Origin of the sequence: Olivibacter jilunii (assembly GCF_900607235.1) — a bacterium.
Taxonomy (GTDB): Bacteria; Bacteroidota; Bacteroidia; order Sphingobacteriales; family Sphingobacteriaceae; genus Olivibacter; species Olivibacter oleidegradans.
This window is the reverse complement of record NZ_LR027850.1, coordinates 235,434-253,232: the sequence shown is the minus strand read 5'-3', so window position 1 is coordinate 253,232 and position 17,799 is coordinate 235,434. Positions and strand designations below refer to the sequence as shown.

Here is a 17,799-nt window from a genome sequence, read left to right as displayed (position 1 = left end):
TTAATCAACTTTAGTGTTATGAATTAACTCTTCGAAATCAACAAAATACCGCCCTGAATCATTAAATTGATCAAGAAACACCCGTCTTACCACATCAGTAACCATTGCGCCGCCCAACGTGACAGCTGAGGCCAACTGTGGCCATCCAATGATGGTTTTTTTCATATAATGGAGTGATAGTTTCATTGCTTCAGAAACATTTTCAAAACCTATTATATCCACTAAATACGCTATCTTTTGCTCAAGGTCCAGTTCTTTTAGTTGTACTTCCATGTCTTGAATGGTATAACCTTCTATTTTTTGAAGTCGTCCATGAAGAATGGGGCGGTCTCTTTCTAAATCAAACCGCTCTATATCCAACATACCCTTGTCGTTTGTATCCATGATTACCGGTATACCATATGCTCTTGCTTTCAGTCGACTAATAATTTTAATGTCAATACCATCGCATTCTTCAACCAGCATGTCTAGTTTTCCTCCTTCGAGTAAGAATTGGTCCATATTGCCGGTATCTAAACCGTCCGTAAAACAAAGCACTTTGATATACGGATCTAACTCGGCGATTTGTCTTGCAGCAGTAATAACCTTACTCTGTCCTAAATCCTGTACACCAACACGGATACGATTCATATTACTTAATTCAATTGAATCGAAGTCGGCCAAGCGTAGCTCTCCGCAACTCCGCTCCATTGCTAAAGTCAATGCTATACTTTGCCCAACGGATAATCCAACTATTCCTACTTTCTTTTCCTTTAGCACATTGATCTCTTCAGGCTTAATCTTATATATATTTCTGCTGGTCCTAACCTTTACAAATTCAGGCTCATCCAATAAATGTATAATTTTATTTAACCAGGGATAATAAACCCATGCGCCAAAATCAAAAGATGAAGATGGATATATATAAGCATCTATATATGTTCTGAGCTTCTTTTCATCGAAACCCTCTGACGGATTTTCGATCTTGATCAATTCAGCTAACTGCATATCAATGGTATCGATTATTTGTACGGCTCCTTCAATTGCCAATAACTTATCCATTTCTTTGCTATCCTCAAGATGCCTTCTTCTAAAAATAATAGGCCGAAAATTATTCCCGACGGCCTCTTGTCGTGTTTCTCCCATTTGATGATTTTATAGCACCTATATTATATAGATAATGCAAGATCTGATGAACGATCTTCGTTACTCTTGAAATTTCCCGATGACCGCAGCGAATTTATCCATGGTAATAGGCTTTTCTACAATGGCCTCTATTACCTTGTATTTCTGCAATCTTTTTATTGTATGTTCATTATTAGACAAGGAGAGAATAATGATTTTATAGCGCTCTTGAATTGATTTTGGCAGATCTATAAATTTATCTAAAAACTCAAAACCATTCATGATCGGCATCATAATATCCAATGTTATAAAAGAAATAGACGCGCTTAGGCTTTCTTCGTTACTTTCTATGTATTGAAGGGCAAGTGTAGCGTCATTAAAAACCTTTACGTCCGAGCTCTTTCCACTAAAACCAATCACTTTCTTTACAATGAGACAATCGATCGGACTATCATCAATAACTATAAAAGGATATTTCATTTATCTAACAATACATTAATATTCAATTCAAATTTTCCATCTAACATTAAATCACTTTGTCGGAATGGCCACAACGAACTCAGTACCAACGTTTTCAACAGAGTTCACTATTATCTGCCCTCCTAACTTCGTTAAAATATTCTTAACGTTATAAAGTCCGAGCCCGCTACCAGCCTCGAGCAAAGTAGCCCTAAAAAACAACTTAAAAATCTCGCCTAGATATTTTTCCGGAATACCTATTCCGGAGTCCTTTACAACAAAAGTAGCAACACCTCGCTCTACTCCCATTTCCAAGTGCACATACTTGTAATTGTAATCCTTCTTTTGATATTTAAAGGCGTTAGATAATAAGTTATTCAACACTAACTTTACAGAAACCTCATCCGACCTAAAAACATCCGAGTTATTGATCGTTATTGTAAATCGGATGCCTTTCGCGTTCGCAATAGCTTCATACATTACCCGCAGATCGTCAGCTAAGGTGTTAAGGTCGATATCCATGATATTAAACTCACCTCGCCGGACACTGTAATAGTCGTGTATTGTCAAAATATAGCGATCAAGCTTTTCGGCAGAATTGACTATTATTTGCAAAAGTTCACCAATTTCACTAAGATCACTTATATCTTGTGCCAGCTGAGCAGCGGCCATTATGCCTGCTAACGGCCCACGGATATCATGGCTTACACTATGAGCAAATTTATCCAGTTCGTTATAAGCTTGTTCTAATTCTCTGTTCTTTACAGATAGCAATGAGTTCGTTAAATAATACCTATTGGCATCGGTTATAACAGCTGAAATTGCTTCAACCGACCACGGCTTTTTCACATAACGATAAACATTACCTTTGTTTATCGCATCTATTGCGGTATTTAAATCGTCCGTATAAGCTGTTAGCAGAATTCTAACCGGTAACGGATAAATTACTCGAATCTCATCCAGAAAATCTGTACCCAATTTGTCCGGCATCCGTTGATCTGTAAATATAATTCGCAGATCAGGGTGCTCTTCCAATATTTTAAGTGCCTCGTTTGTATTTTCAGCAACAAAAATCTGATAATCCAGTCGAAAATATGCTTTAAATGCAACCAAGTTGTTCACTTCATCATCCAAGTATAAAATTTTTATCTCTTCATTCATACTGATCAACTCGGTTTATTTCTTTGTCCATTTTTATGAAATGTTATTTGCACAAGTAAAGATGTAACAACTATAATTTTTATTTTAACACTTCGCTTGTTGACATTTTTTCTATACTCATTTTTTAGAACAAATAATTGGAAGGAAGAGGTTCTGTTAGAACCGATTCCCAACAAGTTCGGAAATGTTTGTTCAAAAGAGCAAAGGGCAACGGATTGCTTTCTGCTATTGCTATAATCTCGTGCGCGGGGACTTGAAGATCTTTTGCCAGTAGCGACACAATCGGAACTCCTATTTTACTCAAGTTATTGATCTGCCCGCTTGTTATCAAGCCGCTGTCTTTAGATTCTTCGTAAACATCATTCAACATACGCTTTTTTTCTTTTATTTCTTGATGGTGGTAAGCAAGTACCTCGCCCTTTTCTTCTAAAAAAGATTTCAAATATTCATAAAGCACGCTCGTTTGCTCGATATTCAAATATATACTGCATACTTTACTTCCTTCACCAGACCATTCATTTACCGACAGTAACAAATTGTTCTGCCTTATATGATCGTCCTTTGTAGGCTTCAGATCGATAAAAGATTTCCCTGGTGTTTGTTTTATCCTCAAATCCTTCATTAAAAATATTCTAAAAAAACGTAAATCTTCATAACGGTTGGACGTAAAAGTTCTTTTTAATGTCAAACTTAAGCAATTTAAATCACAAAGAATCATGCCATTTATCAATATACAGATCGATCTTATACAAAATACAATCTTCCTTTATTTCTTCATTGGCAATTGGCACAGTTATCGATACACAAAATATTAAAATATTCTTCATATCGATTAATGCGAATAAAGATATTTTATATTTGCAATAGGTATTTTTTTTATGATCAGTATTAGAAATGGTTTAATTGGATTGGGATTCTGCAGGACGATGTACGCAGAGAATAAACAAAACTCTATCGAAGGCATTTATGATGGTATTTATAATAACATATCCGTGTCCTTAGAAGTGTTTGCCAACGGTTACATAGCACGAGTAGAAAACAATCTGGAACACCAACCCTTTACTGATCTCGGGAGCGACATCAAAGTTTCATCTCCGCAAGACGGCACTAAATTGTCTGATATAGATCTATCAACCATTTCGACATTATCAACGACATCTTCATACCGGAAGGAAACCATGCTAAATACAGCAGCTGAAATCCGAAGTATCCGTTCGGAAGTTTTAACAATGCAAGACATCCTCCATTCCCTCGAGAAATTAACGACCAATCTGCAAATCAAAGAACAATCAACTCCGCGATAATGACCTTAAATGGCACCAAACTTAAAAAAACACGTTCCACACACTGAAACACGTTGGTTTCATCTTCATTAACGCGTTAATTTGCCGCACAAATTAACAATTATTATTTTAGTTATATTAAGGGAAAAGCCGTAAAATCAAACAGGAAAAATCCTATACGTACGGCTGGCTAATTATACAGATATAACGTTCTGCCGGATAGCTTCCAATACGAGACCTACTCTACTTTTAACCTGGAACTTTTCAAAAAGAGCTGCTCGATAGCCGTCGATCGTCTTGATTGACAAAAACATTTTCGACGCTATTTGTTGATAGGTTAAGTCACTACATGCTAGTTCTAAAAACTCACGCTCTCTATCTTTCAAATCTATAGAGTCCTTATTAAACATCTCCTGATAACACATATTTGTCACATAGGTATTATAAAATCCCCGTAGTAAAATTTCCTTTAATGCCAATTCCAGTTCATTGGGATTCATATTTTTCAAAAGATAAGCACAACACCCTGCCTTAATCATCCTAATTACGTTTTGCGAATCCTCCATCATGGAGAGTGCTGCCATCTTAATACTTGGATATGTCTTCCTAATCGTTGAAACAATCTCAGCTCCTTCCATTTCAGGCATGTTAACGTCAATCAACAGAATGTCAGGTAAGGGGTTCTGAGATTTTAGCTTCTGTAATAAGTCGGGTCCATTAGATGCATATAATATCACTTCAAAATCCGGGAAGGTATTGACAAACATACCTACAGTTTTCAAGAACAATTGTTGATCGTCAACTATACCGATAGTTCCTTTCATCATATGTTTACCACCTTTTAAATAAAATACGTTGCTTAACTAACAAATCTCGTTCCATCTATTGAAGATTTCTAAAGATTAACAAATGTGGTTTTTGCCCGTCTCGACCAATCTTTCAAATACCTTTGATTTTTTTCTTTAAAGATATAACACAAAAAATAAACTATCACTATAATAGGAAAAATACTTCAAATGTATGGCTCTATTTTCCCATTTTAAGCACAAGTGCAACACAGTGCCCAACAAGTACTTTATTAATTCCCATATTTTCATACCCAAAATTTCCTATTTCCTTATACAATCCGCTTTTACGCCCATTTTCTTAGGATATACTTGCGAAATTTGGAGAGTAATTAAATTATTAAAAACATCTATTATTATGTCAAAGCGCATTTTACTTTTACCATTGGTATTATTCATTTTATCATGTGATAAAACAGAGGATCCTGGAGTAGAAATCCCGAAAACCATCGATCAAACGCTTATCCGCACGGTATGGAATACCGTTTCGGAAAAATACGAGTACAAAGCGAGTGATGGAACCACTGTCTATCAAAGCAGTAAAGTATACGAAGATTTTAGAAATAAAAGTATACAGTATAACTTTAGACCTAACGAGGCAACTCCGGACGATCATCGGGTGACACGACTAGACAAGTTTACGAATAAGCTGACTTCAGGAGCTTGGAATATTTCGCGAGAGGATAAAAAAGACTATGTAAATATTACCTGGGACTCGGGAAAGTTAGACAAATATGAAGTGACCGCATTCACTGAAAAGACGATGAGCTGGTCTATTGTATCGACTGACAATTCCGATATACAGTATAAAGAGAACGGAGAGACGAAAACAGCGGCTAGCCGCCAAGGGAGTATTGAATTACATTGTCCTTGTAGAGATTAATCGCTTACCGAAACAGCTATTCTAAGTAGAAATGCATTAGCCCCTAGCAACATGTTGCTAGGGGCATTTTATTAAACAAGTTAGCCAAAAATTCAATGTTTAATATATTGAGAAAGAAATTATAGTAATATAGTAAGCGGGTTCTATTTTATTTACTATATTAATATTCCTGAAATGACGCTGTAGTATCTCAAGAGAAATGAGCATATGGTACTTCAATCATCTGAGTTAAATGTTTCGGATTTAAATTGAACAACAAATTTATCCGTACATTTTCTACAGAAAAAAGCCGGCTTTTAGATAAACCGGCTTTTCTGTAGAATGTATCTCAATGAACTGAAGAATGATGCGTATTAATAAGCATTTTCCTCGCCTTTAATCATATTGATTACAGTTTGCAAAATAATTCTGACATCAAGCCAAATAGACCAATTTTCTAAATACCAAACGTCGTACTCTACGCGTTTTCTCATGAGCTCGGGATCCTTAGTTTCGCCTCTAAAACCGTTCACTTGCGCCCAGCCCGTAATCCCTGACTTCAAAAAATGCCTTACCATGTACTGATCAATTATTTCACGATACTGCTTTGTAAGAGAAAGTGGATGAGGTCTTGGTCCTACTACACTCATATCTCCAAACAATACGTTGAAGAACTGAGGTAGTTCGTCAAGGCTAGTTCTTCTAATGAAGCGACCAATTGGTGTAATCCGGTCATCATTCTTAGTAGCCTGACGAGTATCGCTCTCATTATTGACCTTCATACTCCTGAATTTATAACAGTAAAATGTCTGATTATTGCGCCCGTCACGCTTTTGCTTAAAAAGAATAGGTCCTGGACTTTGAATCTTAATAATAAGTCCGATGATAGGATATAACCAGCTCAAGACAAAAACAATTGCCAATAGACTAAAAACAATATCAAAAATACGTTTTTTAAATCGATTCTCAATTTCTTCCAAAGGATCATGCCGCATGCTAATCACTGGGAATTCTTCCATATAACTCAACTTAAATGGTGTAACAAGCGTTCCAGTTAAATCAGGGACAAATTTCATACGGACGCACTGCCGCTCACCTTCCCGCAACAAGACATTTGCATTCGCCATATTTTCAGGAGTAAGGGGTACGTATACCTCTTGAATACCGCTTTTGGCGGCAACTTCTATTTGCTGACAAACCATAGGCAGTAGCCGTCCGTCCTCGCCAATACTGAGCTCCTCACTATCATCTAGGAAGCCATTGAATTCATACTGATTCTTTTTTTGTTCAAAAAAGGCCGCTAAACGAAGTCCCATTTTGTTCATTCCCAACACCGCGACCGGCCTGCTTGCCTTAAAATACCGTAAAAGTCTGTTTTCAAAAAAGGTTCCCAAAAAACGACTGACAAAGAGACACAGCGACAAACCTATATACATAACCAGCAGAAATTCGCGAGAAATCGCTTTTTCTTTGAAAAAAGCCGTATAACAGGCAAATAAGGCAAAATGCAATAAAAAGCTTTTTAAGGTGGCTGAATAAATAAAATCAATTCGACGGACCGTCTTCTCAGTATACAACTTGCAAAAGAAGGATGATACAAGCCAAATTAAATTGCTCACAATCAATCCGTCCATATAAATTCCTTGCAAGCGAGAATCATCTGCCACAAAATAATAGAAAGTGCCAAGGTAACTGACGTTTACTATTAAAAGATCGCTTACAGCGAGAATAAAAATCAATAAGTATAAATAACGTGTTTTCATAGTAGATAGATGAGGTAAATATTAACAAGATCGATATAACGGAAAATAGAGCGGATTCGGAGTTAATCCTCTCTCAATTTTATTCTGAACCAATTCATTGTAAATCGTTTCATTAGCGATAAACTGCCATGTCGTAAAGTCGAATAGGTTATCAGAAAAACCTATTTTAAAATGAAAAAGGGAGTCGGCTTTTCCACCTACTCCACTGCCAAGATGCAGAAGCCGAGCATCTCTAGCTCTGCCCAGTAGCGTAGCTTCATCAAAGATTAGCTTCATTGGCGACTCCGAAAAGAATTCACTCCTAGTTCCAGCTAAATGAAGTTGCATAATGTCGTTTGTTAATACTACCATCGCTCCAGCCACTATTTTATTCTCATAGCATGCCAGCAGTAACTCTGTTTGATAATCTGTAGCATGCATAAAACGTTCGAAGTATTCATCTTCAAAAAAATACTTTTCAGACGCACCCACCTTTATCATATTCTCTCGATAAATCGTGATAAACTCTCTTAATTGTAATTCAGAATCTGCCCGATGCACCTCGTAGCCTTTGCGTCTCAACTGGCTAACTTTCATCCGTATGGGGCGCCGATATTTTGATCGTTGTTCCTCTAGTGAAGTTTGAAGATTAATAGCAACAGTCTGCCCAACGTCTAATAATTGCCCATCTTTAATACTTTTAAAAATTGCTTTTTGATCAAATAACGGATGAAGCACACTAAAACAGCAAATGATATTTTCTTTTAGCAGGAATTTTTTAAGTGCATCTGAAAACCTATCGATAAAGCCATCGTCTACAAAATTAGTTCTATCTATGTTGGTTAGCGCACCAGTATAACCGTAAACCGATGTACAATCGAAATATGGTGTTTGTTCGATTTTGCGTTTAATAAAAGGTAAGCTCAGAAATCGACTACCTTCCTGGTAAACAAAAATAAAAGGATCACCTCCATGGTCCATTAAATGATAGTCATGCGTATGATAAAAGTCGAATTCGGTACTCTCTTTAATATAGTGATTCCAAGTATCTTTCTCTTTTATACCATTTGCATCTGTTATTTTAGCTGTAGAAAATGTGTTCGTTAAAAGTATGTTCATGTTTTGTGTGTTAGAGAAATTATTATTAATACCAAAAGCTATTTCCCAAAAGCGCCCTCATAAACAACAGCTCATATAAAACACATAGTTGAATGACAAAGCAAAGATATCGCTAATCGAGATCGATTAGCGTATCTTCTCAGCACATGTTACGCTATTGTGGATTATCGTATAAGGAAAGCAGAAGTGTGAAAAAACCTTAAAACATGAGAATATTCTATGTAAAAAAAAGAGAAATCCTTCACGTCACCTCACTGAAATTGTATGTTTATTAAAGTGAGTAAAATCTTTAAATTGCTGATTTTTATCTTTTATCTGCTTAAAGTACTCGTATGTAATTTTTAATCCTTCAGATCTTGATACTTTAGGTTGCCAACCCAATATTTCTTTCGCCTTTGTTATATCAGGACGTCTTTGTTTAGGGTCATCTGTTGGTAGTGGCTTACATATCAGTTTTTGATTCGCACCAGTCAGACGTAAAATTTCTTCTCCAAATTCACGGATAGTAATTTCATCTGGATTACCGATATTCAAAGGAAGTGCGTAATCACTTAAAAGTAGTCGGTAAATTCCATCTACTAGATCATCCACAAAACAAAAAGAACGCGTCTGTGAACCATCGCCGAAAACGGTCAAATCCTCTCCCCTTAATGCTTGCCCAATAAAAGTTGGCAAAACTCGCCCATCATTTAGCCGCATTCTAGGACCATAGGTATTAAAAATTCGCACTATTCTCGTTTCCAAACCATGGAAAGTATGATAGGCCATGGTAATCGCTTCCTGGAATCTTTTCGCTTCATCATAGACACCTCGAGGTCCAACAGGATTGACATTCCCCCAATACTCCTCAGGTTGCGGATTAACTAAAGGATCACCGTATATCTCTGACGTAGAAGCAACTAGAATTCTGGCTTTTTTTTCCATAGCCAAACCAAGAAGATTATGAGTCCCTAAAGAACTAACTTTCAAAGTTTGTATAGGAATCTTGAGATAATCTATGGGACTTGCTGGCGACGCAAAATGGAGAATGTAATCGAGTTTTCCAGGAACATGTACGAAATTAGAAACATCGTGATGATGAAATTCGAAGTTTGGTAATTTAAACAAATGTTCTACGTTAGCCAAGGCGCCTGTTATCAGGTTATCCATACCAATGACGTGGAATCCTTCTTGGGTGAATCTATCGCATAAATGAGACCCTAAAAAACCAGCAGCTCCGGTGATTAATACTCTTTCTTTTTTCATTGCTTTTATTTGAAATGATTGATTTATATGAGTTATATACTGTTTAGTCACGCCTATTCTAAGGCATTTTTCCGATTTATATACTTAAAAACTTATCAATTAGAAAATTTTATCTATCTTTGCGTGTCAGATTTACACTAGCAGTACAATTTCTTTGGCACACAGCCGTTAGTATTAAGCAGTGATCAACGTTATTTTTTTAATCCAACCGTAACGAATAACGCTCACTTTTGGCGGAGTTTACAATTTACAACCAACCGTTGTGTTTTCTTTTGCCTCAGTTTCGTTATTATTACACAATTCAACACTTAAATGAAAAAAAAATTCTTTTTTATTTTCTCAACCGCAAGTGCGCTGTTACTGGCTGCCGCATGTTCAAAACAAGATTTAATAGAAGAAACGCAACTAACTGAAGGTCCTTCAGCTACTATGTCCACATCGGGGAAAAGTTCGTCAACTTTTTTTTACGGAGTAAACGGTCATCCCCTGGGCACCAAACCCTACACAAGTGTACCCGCGAAAACTCAAATTAATCTGTTAAAAGGTATGGGCATGAACATTTATCGAATTGATGTGCAATCTCAATTAGATAACGGCTATATAACAGTACCTCATTTGTATAAACCGCTTAAAGAAGCCGCTGACGCTGCGGGAGTTACGTTACTACCTATGCTTTATCCAAGAGATTTTGACATAAATCTCTCTGAGCGTCAATCCTACGAACGAGGACGTGTTCTTGGCGATCGTTTTGCCCGTCGATATGGGAATGATTTCACCTATTATAATATCGGAAACGAAATGGAATTAAGGTGCCTTCTATCGGGGTCACTCTCTGGAGCGTCAGTATCGCATTATGATCAAAAAAAGTTCAAAGTAGTCGCCGCTTATTTAAAAGGGATGAACGATGGTATCAAATCCAAAGATCCAAATGCGAAAACCATAATTAACGCCAACTGGATGCACTATCAGTACCTTCTCATGCTCGAACGCCATGGAGTTAAATTTGACATTGTTGGATATCATTGGTACGATGAAATGGAGTCCTTAGCTTTAAAAAACCATAACATCAGTGACATTACACAATTTTTATCGTCTAAGTTTAATAAACCGATATGGTTCCTAGAAGTCGGTGTCCGGAACAAAACCGGCACTCGCTCAGAAGCTGAGCAGAAAGCTTTTCTCGATCCATTCATTGCTAAATGCAGGAATAATCCGCAAGTCCGCGCTGCCATCATTTACCAATTATTCGACGAACCACAAAAAGGGACCGGACTGGAAGCTAATTACGGCATTTTTAAATGGGCTAAACAATATACCGAGTACCGTGCGAAATCTTTCGCTAGATAGCCATTTTTTTATTAGTATTTAAGACTGTTGATCACTGCTAAGTAGAGGCTCTCTAAAAGGGGCCTCTATTTTTTTACACCATAGGAAAATGCTAGACTATAAGGTGCATATCATCATGATTATCCTTATGAAGTAAATCCTCTTTATTGGTTACTTGACTATATAGACGCAGATAGTTTGTGATATTATTTTCATTGTTAAATCGAACAACATGTTTTTTCGAGAGCTTGCCTTTCTGTTCTATCAACTCCCTATTGTCTATTATTTCTAATAAAATTTCCGATAACTCGTCATTTTCGGGATTGAAAAGCCATGCGCATTCGCCGTTAAAGATTTCGGGCAACCCTCCTTTACTTGACATACAAACTGGCACGCTATGAGCTAAAGATTCAATCGCAACCCTACCAAAGGGCTCCTCCCAAATTGATGGCACGATGGATACATCTATTTGCTTGTAAAATTCCGTAGGACTTACTACGCCAACAAAATGACAGATTATACCGTCAAGCTTTTCTTTAATAATGTTCAGATAAAGATCATCCCCTTTCCCTGCTAACACCAAAGAAAAGCTATCTGGGAACTTAGCATGTACGATTCGTAATTGTTCAACCAGGTAACTGACCCCCTTATCTTCCGCTATTCTACCCATAAATCCAAAAACGACCTTCTCGTTTGCAGCCTTTATAAGGGTCGATTTTGGCATATCAACAGCGTTGTATACCACTTTAGCATGTTTCATTTTCGAGAAATCACCAAAAATTCGGTGTTTATTGACAATAAATTTGGATATTCCCACAAATACATCCGGATAATCCATATATCTCTTTTTGATATAATGGGTAAAAGCGCAAGGCGTACATAATGTTTCGCAATTTGCTAGCTTGTTGTGCATATTACAGCGGTGGCAGAGCAGATAGTAGTCACGCATCGTATGAACGACAGGAAATCCCATATTCTTAAACGTTTTCCAAATATGCGGCGAAAAGCCTTGAATATTATTTGTGTGAATGATATCTGGCTTAATTCTTTTTAAAATTTTCCCCAATTTGGAATTATAAAAAGGGTTTCCCGAGTCAATAAAGAACCAGATTATTTTTTGAATGAGATTTCTCTTTATACCTGAATAGGGGGAGAAAATATTTCTCTCTTTCAACCGTATTATAACCACACCATTTAATTTCACCACTTCATCCTTAGCACCCAGTGTTATTACAAATACCTCGTGCTTCTGTTCTTTCAACCCCTCAGCAAGTAACTGAACTGAAACCTCAGCTCCTCCAATGAGCTTCGGATAATAAAACGTATTCACCAAAAGTATTCTCACAACTTTTATATTAATTTTACGCTAAATATATAATCACCTCGAGCTCTTTGAATTAATTCACAAAGTCGAATACCTTAGCTTCGCAATGCTCTTTATGCTTTTCAATTACAAACTTTTTTATCTTCATTACAAATTGTTCTTCATCAAATGATTCAGCATGTTTCCTGATAAAGGCCGAATTAAAAGCAAAGTTGTCAAATATACTCACGGCATGTATAATCGCTTCGGTTGTTTGTGTGTTGAAAAATAGAGCCGTCGATCTCTCAGCGCTTGAAATATCACTAACCGGTATCATAGTATCGAGTACGCCCCCACTACCATAAGCAATTACAGGTCTGCCTGAAGCACTTGCTTCAAGAGGTGTTATACCATAATCTTCAAGCTGCGGAAATATCAGTGCTTTGCATCTCGCAAAAACCGTTGCTAATGCATCAGCGCTTAGTGATTTAAGAAATTGAATATTAGGTCCTGCCATAGAGCGTAATTCATTTTCCTTTGTTCCTTTTCCCACTATCAATAGCTTTTTATCAGGCATTTGATTAAATGCCTCAATCACTAAGTCAACCTTTTTATAAGGCTCAAATCGGGAGACAACCAAAAAATAATCTTCAGGATTTTCATCCACATAAAAATTTTTGCATTTAACTGATGGATTAATAACGCTAATTGGTTGCTTAGGATGATAAGCCTGTTCAATTCTGGGTACAACTTCGCTAGAGTTTGTAACAAACCAATCAGTCCTTCTCGCAGATTTTAAATCAATTTTTCGCAAACGATTAATAACATATTGAAACGCTATTCTCTTTAAGAACGACGCATTTCTCACCTGCTCGTAGGTTTCTGATCGCCAAACTAAGCGAAATGGCGTATGGCAGTACGTAATGATCAATGCATCACTTCTTGTTTTGATATACTTAGCGCAATGTGTCGTAGATTGAAGTATAACATCATAGGCAGTTAGATCTAACTGTCTCATTGCCCAAACTCCAAAAGGGAAAAAGAGCTTTTTCATCGTGTCCTCATTTCTCACAAGCTTACCAAACCAACTTGTTTTAATGTTCACTTGTTTAAATTCTTCATATGTAGCGTGAGGATCATATGCAAGTGTATAAACCGGTGCATCTGGAAAAGCCTGATGAAAACTTAAGGCTACCTGCTCGGCCCCCCCTCTTCGAACAATATCGTCTTGAACAATTGCTAATTTCATATATAGTAATGTTTGCGGTCTGTAATTTGACTAAAAATCTTCTTTATAAAGATTCAAGATTTAAGCGAACTAATGACTAGGGTAATAGTTGTGATGATATTAAAACATCAAAGTTTTCCTTATTCAAATAGGATTGTCGACTTTATTTCTTGACCCTTAACTAGTTGAAGTTGATCGAATATTTTTTAATATATAACTTTGTTGACTTATTTTCACCAGAGTTTCTGCATCAATACTTTGAGTAAGGACACAATTTGGCCCAACCAAACTCCCTCTACCGATTTTTATCGGACCGATTAACTTGGCACCGGCACCTATTACACTGTTTGCTTCAACGGAGGGAAACCCATCATCATTTGGCACTACCTTTCCTTGTCTCTTTCTACCTAAGGTAACCCCATGGTACAGGGTCACGCCCTCCTCAATAACAACTCCTTCTCCGATTACTAACCCCACTCCATGTATGATCACAATCCCGCCGCTGATGGACGATCGGTAATCGATATCTATACCATAAAGTATTTGGATGCATCTTGTTAATATTAAAGGTAGTAATGGGATCTTTATTTTATACAACCAGTTGCTTAATCTATATACAAAAAGTGCGTGAAAGCCACGATTCGCTAACACTGCCAGCAAATAATTGATTTCATAAACTTTTTTCAGCTGTCGAAGATCTCGTCCTGTCTCTTTTATCCAACCCATTGCGATTTATTTATAAGATCCAATAATTTTTTTGCCGAACGCTCCCAAGTAAACTCTTTACTACGTGTAAAATTAGATTGAATAATATGGGTTACCTCTTCTTGAGATTTACTTAAAAAAGTATTAAAAGCATTTTTTAAACTCATTAAAGAGTTTGGATTAAAATAAATAGCACCATCCCCAGCTATTTCTTTAAAAACTTGTATATCAGATATTATCAAAGGACATCCGCTAGCCATTGCTTCGACTATCGGTATTCCAAAACCCTCATATATCGACGGATTCAATAGTGCCTTTGCTCGAAGGTATAAACTTGCTAACTGACTATCATTGCATTTATCAAATACCTCAACATTTGTAGGCAAATCGAAATCCACTTCTGCAAACTCTTTCGATTTAGCTCCAACAACGACCAGTCTCTGATTTCTGAACTCTTCCAAAGAAAATAATTTAATTAATAGATTTATATTCTTCCTGGGATGCATAGACCCTACAAACAAAAAGAAGTCTTCTTTGTTACATACTATATTTTCGACACTGCTATATACAAAATCATTCGATGGTGCATTATAAATTACTGTAATACGATCCTTACTCACATCAAGGTGATCGGCTATTTCCTTTTTGGAAAATTCACTAACGGTTACAATCTCCCTTGCTATCCTTACCAGTTTTGGTATCATAAATTGATAATATTTGCTAAACGCCCAACTAAACCATTTAGGATCTACCCTATATGTCATGTCGTGAATACAAAGCACTTGATTTTTGTTAAAAAGAGTGCCTATATTACAAAGGTTCAATAAAATATAGTCATTTTTGTTTTTTAAAAACCGTGCAATAGTTAGCTGTTCCCAAAGTATTATGCTTTTACATCCGTCTAGAGGTAACAATACATGCCCCGGCAGATCAATTTCAGTAGTTTCCAAGAAAGAGGGAATAATTACTTTAACATCTACCTCTAGTGATACTAACGCTTTTGTAATCTCAAAAGCGTAGCGCTGCACACCCGTAAGTCGCTGTGTAAGGTATTTACCATTAATATATATTGTCATGAATTATGAGAGAAATAAAATTAGTTATTATTTCGTCGAAGCTATAAATTGTCTAAAAATTAAATAAGCAGGTTTTAAACGACGTTGATTTCCTTCCATGTATATCAAACCATAATTCGGTTCATCTGGATATCTTGGCTTTAGCGCAGGTTGATCGAATAACTCATAAATAAATAAACCACTAATTACTTTATGCTTCAAAATTCGCTCTATACTTTTCGCTATATAGTCTTTTTGAGACGCAAACGAATGCTTTACTGTTCCCGCATGAGTATTAAACTCAGTAACCCAAATTTCCTTTCTATATTTTTCTTTAAGCGTCGGCAAAAAATCACCGTAAGGCTTTCTAGCATTTGTAATATCCCCCATGTCTGAATACCAGTGATACCCAATAATATCGTAGTTGACATGATGCTTTTCTAACAACTCTAGATAATACCAATGCGTCCAACCCAAAGAGATACTTACACGTAAAGATGATTTAACTGTCTTCATACCGTTAATAAACCCTTGCAGCAACCACATCCGCTTCTTCGCCTTTACTAGGTCATAGTGAGAGGCTCTTGTTCCATCAAGCTTTCTGCTTTTTATCAATTTTGTTTCCCACTCGTTTCCTACTTCCACAACATCTATTAGGTCTCCATATTCTTTTGCAAATGTTTTCCCTTGTTCATAATACAAATTATAGGTGTTCAATGAGTCAATTACAGTAGTATCAATCCTTGGAAAAACGGCTGGCATCGGTTTCACATTGATGGACTTTAGTTGTCTTACAAATGCGTAAAATGCGGCTTCGTTTTTCGATCGCCCTGTATTCGCTAAAGGCACATCAATCCGGTAATAATCCACCTTCAGATCTTTCAAAAATGAAAGTTGTTCTGCCCAGGTACGTTTGTTATATGCCTGTTGCGTAAAAGGATGCCCATTTATTCCCCAAATAAATACTCTGTTTTCCTTTGTCTGCCCGTTAACACGGTTACTCGATGATAAAAAGAATATCAGAAATATAAGCCCAAGGAGTTTCTCAAAATACAGCATCCGATTTGTTTTTATAATAAACTTTCAATATATAGCCTAGCGCTAGAAAAATCCAAAAAGAAGGGTACATAAACTCAGGGACCGTTGCCATCAAATTAAAATAGAGAATTAACAGCCCTATACTATAACAAAAAGCCACATCCCGCTGAAGAATAAAAATACGCGTATGCTTCAATATAAAGAAGGAAAACACCAGGAAGCCTATGATACCATTATTTACAAGTATCGTTGTAATAAAGTCCGTTGATCGAATATATCCAAATCCTATTCCAAAGAGTTTATGTGGAAAATGTAACCCGGTCCAGTAAGCAAGATGATAAGAGAACTTACCACCCCTATCTTGCGACGAACTACTATCGCCGCTGAGCTTATTCCCAAACACGCTGTCGTAAAGTGCATCAAATGTACTGCGAAATGCGTCCAGTTGTAGTATTGCCAACACCGCGAGTACGACAATCATTACGTAAAAAATTTGTTTGTAGCGTTTTCTGTAAACGAACCAAGCAATAAAAAAAACAATGATTGAAAAGTATGCGGTAGTAGAAAAAGTAAAAATTAAACAAACAAGTAATAACACAGAATCAAACTTTCTCCGTAAGGCGTAACTTAGCACCCAAAAAGGTTGTATAGTAAAGGTGAACATTGATGGTTCGCCTGTATATCCTTTCATCCTCTGAAATCTCATACCAGCAATAGTAGTTGTTTGAAACAAAGATGCAGAGGTTTCTCCAAACTTTCTATTGGTCACGAAATCTCCAGGGCTACCCGTTATCATATAAAAGATCACTTCATAAATCGCGTAAAAGCATAAAATACGTAAGGCCCAATAAATATAATCTATAATGGAATGATCGGCGTAATATTTAACCAGCAAATAAATTATAACTGAGATCATTAAATAGAGAGATTGTGTCAAATGGGAAGGTCGATAAAAGTAATCCAAAAACATACCCTGATTTATTAGCACGATTCGCTCATCTAATTTTAACTCATAGATCAGATTAAGAAATTGAGAGATTATACTAAAGCAGATATAAATCAAAAAGAAAACGCTTAAATCTCTTAAGACCATTTTTTTTTGATTCCCTGCAGGAAACGCACATACAACCCCAAAAAGAATCGCTATAAGTACACTTATGATGGTTGTGCCTTGTACAGAGGGGATAAGTAAAAATGATGTTATTGGAAAGAACAAAACGGCAAAATTGATACTACTTCTGTAAAATGGCATCACACCGTATGTTTCATTTACCACTCCTTCATAAGAACTAAGTTCTAAAGGAAAATTTTCATTTTTCATACT

17 protein-coding genes are annotated in these 17,799 nt (G+C 36.5%); 3 read left to right on the top strand and 14 right to left on the bottom strand.

Annotated features, from left to right (window positions below; genetic code table 11):
* The 4 genes from E0E36_RS12310 to E0E36_RS12295 form a co-directional block, all read right to left on the bottom strand.
* Entirely contained in the window at window positions 1–1,125 is a 1,125-nt protein-coding gene (locus E0E36_RS12310) for a ThiF family adenylyltransferase (RefSeq protein WP_130856216.1), read from the bottom strand.
* Between the two features lie 60 nt (window positions 1,126–1,185).
* Entirely contained in the window at window positions 1,186–1,584 is a 399-nt protein-coding gene (locus E0E36_RS12305) for a response regulator (protein WP_013665325.1), read from the bottom strand.
* 51 nt (window positions 1,585–1,635) lie between these two features.
* Window positions 1,636–2,724, bottom strand: coding sequence for a hybrid sensor histidine kinase/response regulator (locus tag E0E36_RS12300; RefSeq protein ID WP_130856215.1), 1,089 nt, complete (start codon window positions 2,722–2,724; stop codon window positions 1,636–1,638).
* Window positions 2,725–2,848: 124 nt separating this feature from the next.
* Window positions 2,849–3,346 (bottom strand): hypothetical protein, encoded by a 498-nt coding sequence (locus tag E0E36_RS12295; protein WP_130856214.1) that lies wholly within the window; start codon window positions 3,344–3,346, stop codon window positions 2,849–2,851.
* Window positions 3,347–3,602: 256 nt separating this feature from the next.
* Between E0E36_RS12295 and E0E36_RS12290 the strand changes: the two genes are divergently transcribed.
* Window positions 3,603–4,028: a hypothetical protein gene (locus tag E0E36_RS12290; protein WP_130856213.1), complete on the top strand. Its 426-nt coding sequence runs from the start codon at window positions 3,603–3,605 to the stop codon at window positions 4,026–4,028.
* 173 nt (window positions 4,029–4,201) lie between these two features.
* On the opposite strand, the gene E0E36_RS12285 is transcribed toward E0E36_RS12290, so the two are convergent.
* Window positions 4,202–4,834 carry a response regulator transcription factor gene (locus tag E0E36_RS12285; protein WP_041387262.1) on the bottom strand — a complete coding sequence of 211 codons (633 nt, stop codon included), beginning with the start codon at window positions 4,832–4,834 and terminating at the stop codon, window positions 4,202–4,204.
* 376 nt (window positions 4,835–5,210) lie between these two features.
* Between E0E36_RS12285 and E0E36_RS12280 the strand changes: the two genes are divergently transcribed.
* A complete protein-coding gene (locus tag E0E36_RS12280) occupies window positions 5,211–5,735 on the top strand; it encodes a hypothetical protein (RefSeq protein ID WP_130856212.1) in 525 nt (174 codons plus the stop codon).
* Between the two features lie 353 nt (window positions 5,736–6,088).
* Here E0E36_RS12280 and E0E36_RS12275 read toward each other — a convergent pair whose 3' ends face one another.
* The 3 genes from E0E36_RS12275 to E0E36_RS12265 form a co-directional block, all read right to left on the bottom strand.
* Window positions 6,089–7,477 (bottom strand): undecaprenyl-phosphate glucose phosphotransferase, encoded by a 1,389-nt coding sequence (locus E0E36_RS12275; RefSeq protein WP_130856211.1) that lies wholly within the window; start codon window positions 7,475–7,477, stop codon window positions 6,089–6,091.
* A gap of 21 nt (window positions 7,478–7,498) precedes the next feature.
* Window positions 7,499–8,575 (bottom strand): GNAT family N-acetyltransferase, encoded by a 1,077-nt coding sequence (locus tag E0E36_RS12270; RefSeq protein ID WP_130856210.1) that lies wholly within the window; start codon window positions 8,573–8,575, stop codon window positions 7,499–7,501.
* 246 nt (window positions 8,576–8,821) lie between these two features.
* Window positions 8,822–9,820 (bottom strand): UDP-glucuronic acid decarboxylase family protein, encoded by a 999-nt coding sequence (locus E0E36_RS12265; RefSeq protein WP_130856209.1) that lies wholly within the window; start codon window positions 9,818–9,820, stop codon window positions 8,822–8,824.
* A gap of 312 nt (window positions 9,821–10,132) precedes the next feature.
* On the opposite strand from E0E36_RS12265, the gene E0E36_RS12260 reads away from it, so the two are divergent.
* Window positions 10,133–11,167, top strand: coding sequence for a glycosyl hydrolase 53 family protein (locus E0E36_RS12260; protein WP_130856208.1), 1,035 nt, complete (start codon window positions 10,133–10,135; stop codon window positions 11,165–11,167).
* A 91-nt stretch (window positions 11,168–11,258) separates the two neighbouring features.
* On the opposite strand, the gene E0E36_RS12255 is transcribed toward E0E36_RS12260, so the two are convergent.
* From E0E36_RS12255 to E0E36_RS12230, 6 genes are all read right to left on the bottom strand, one after another.
* Entirely contained in the window at window positions 11,259–12,491 is a 1,233-nt protein-coding gene (locus tag E0E36_RS12255) for a glycosyltransferase family 4 protein (protein WP_130856207.1), read from the bottom strand.
* Between the two features lie 52 nt (window positions 12,492–12,543).
* The gene (locus tag E0E36_RS12250) at window positions 12,544–13,698 is read right to left on the bottom strand and encodes a glycosyltransferase (protein WP_130856206.1); all 1,155 of its coding nucleotides are present in this window, start codon (window positions 13,696–13,698) and stop codon (window positions 12,544–12,546) included.
* Between the two features lie 156 nt (window positions 13,699–13,854).
* The gene (locus E0E36_RS12245) at window positions 13,855–14,403 is read right to left on the bottom strand and encodes a serine O-acetyltransferase (protein ID WP_130856205.1); all 549 of its coding nucleotides are present in this window, start codon (window positions 14,401–14,403) and stop codon (window positions 13,855–13,857) included.
* On the bottom strand, window positions 14,391–15,458 hold the full coding sequence (locus E0E36_RS12240; protein ID WP_130856204.1) for a glycosyltransferase family 4 protein: 1,068 nt from the start codon (window positions 15,456–15,458) through the stop codon (window positions 14,391–14,393). The genes E0E36_RS12245 and E0E36_RS12240 overlap by 13 nt, the downstream gene beginning before the upstream one ends.
* Before the next feature lie 27 nt (window positions 15,459–15,485).
* Window positions 15,486–16,496: a glycosyl hydrolase 53 family protein gene (locus E0E36_RS12235; RefSeq protein WP_130856203.1), complete on the bottom strand. Its 1,011-nt coding sequence runs from the start codon at window positions 16,494–16,496 to the stop codon at window positions 15,486–15,488.
* On the bottom strand, window positions 16,483–17,796 hold the full coding sequence (locus E0E36_RS12230; RefSeq protein WP_130856202.1) for a hypothetical protein: 1,314 nt from the start codon (window positions 17,794–17,796) through the stop codon (window positions 16,483–16,485). Before E0E36_RS12230 ends, E0E36_RS12235 begins: the two co-directional genes overlap by 14 nt.
* Between the last annotated feature and the right edge of the window lie 3 nt (window positions 17,797–17,799).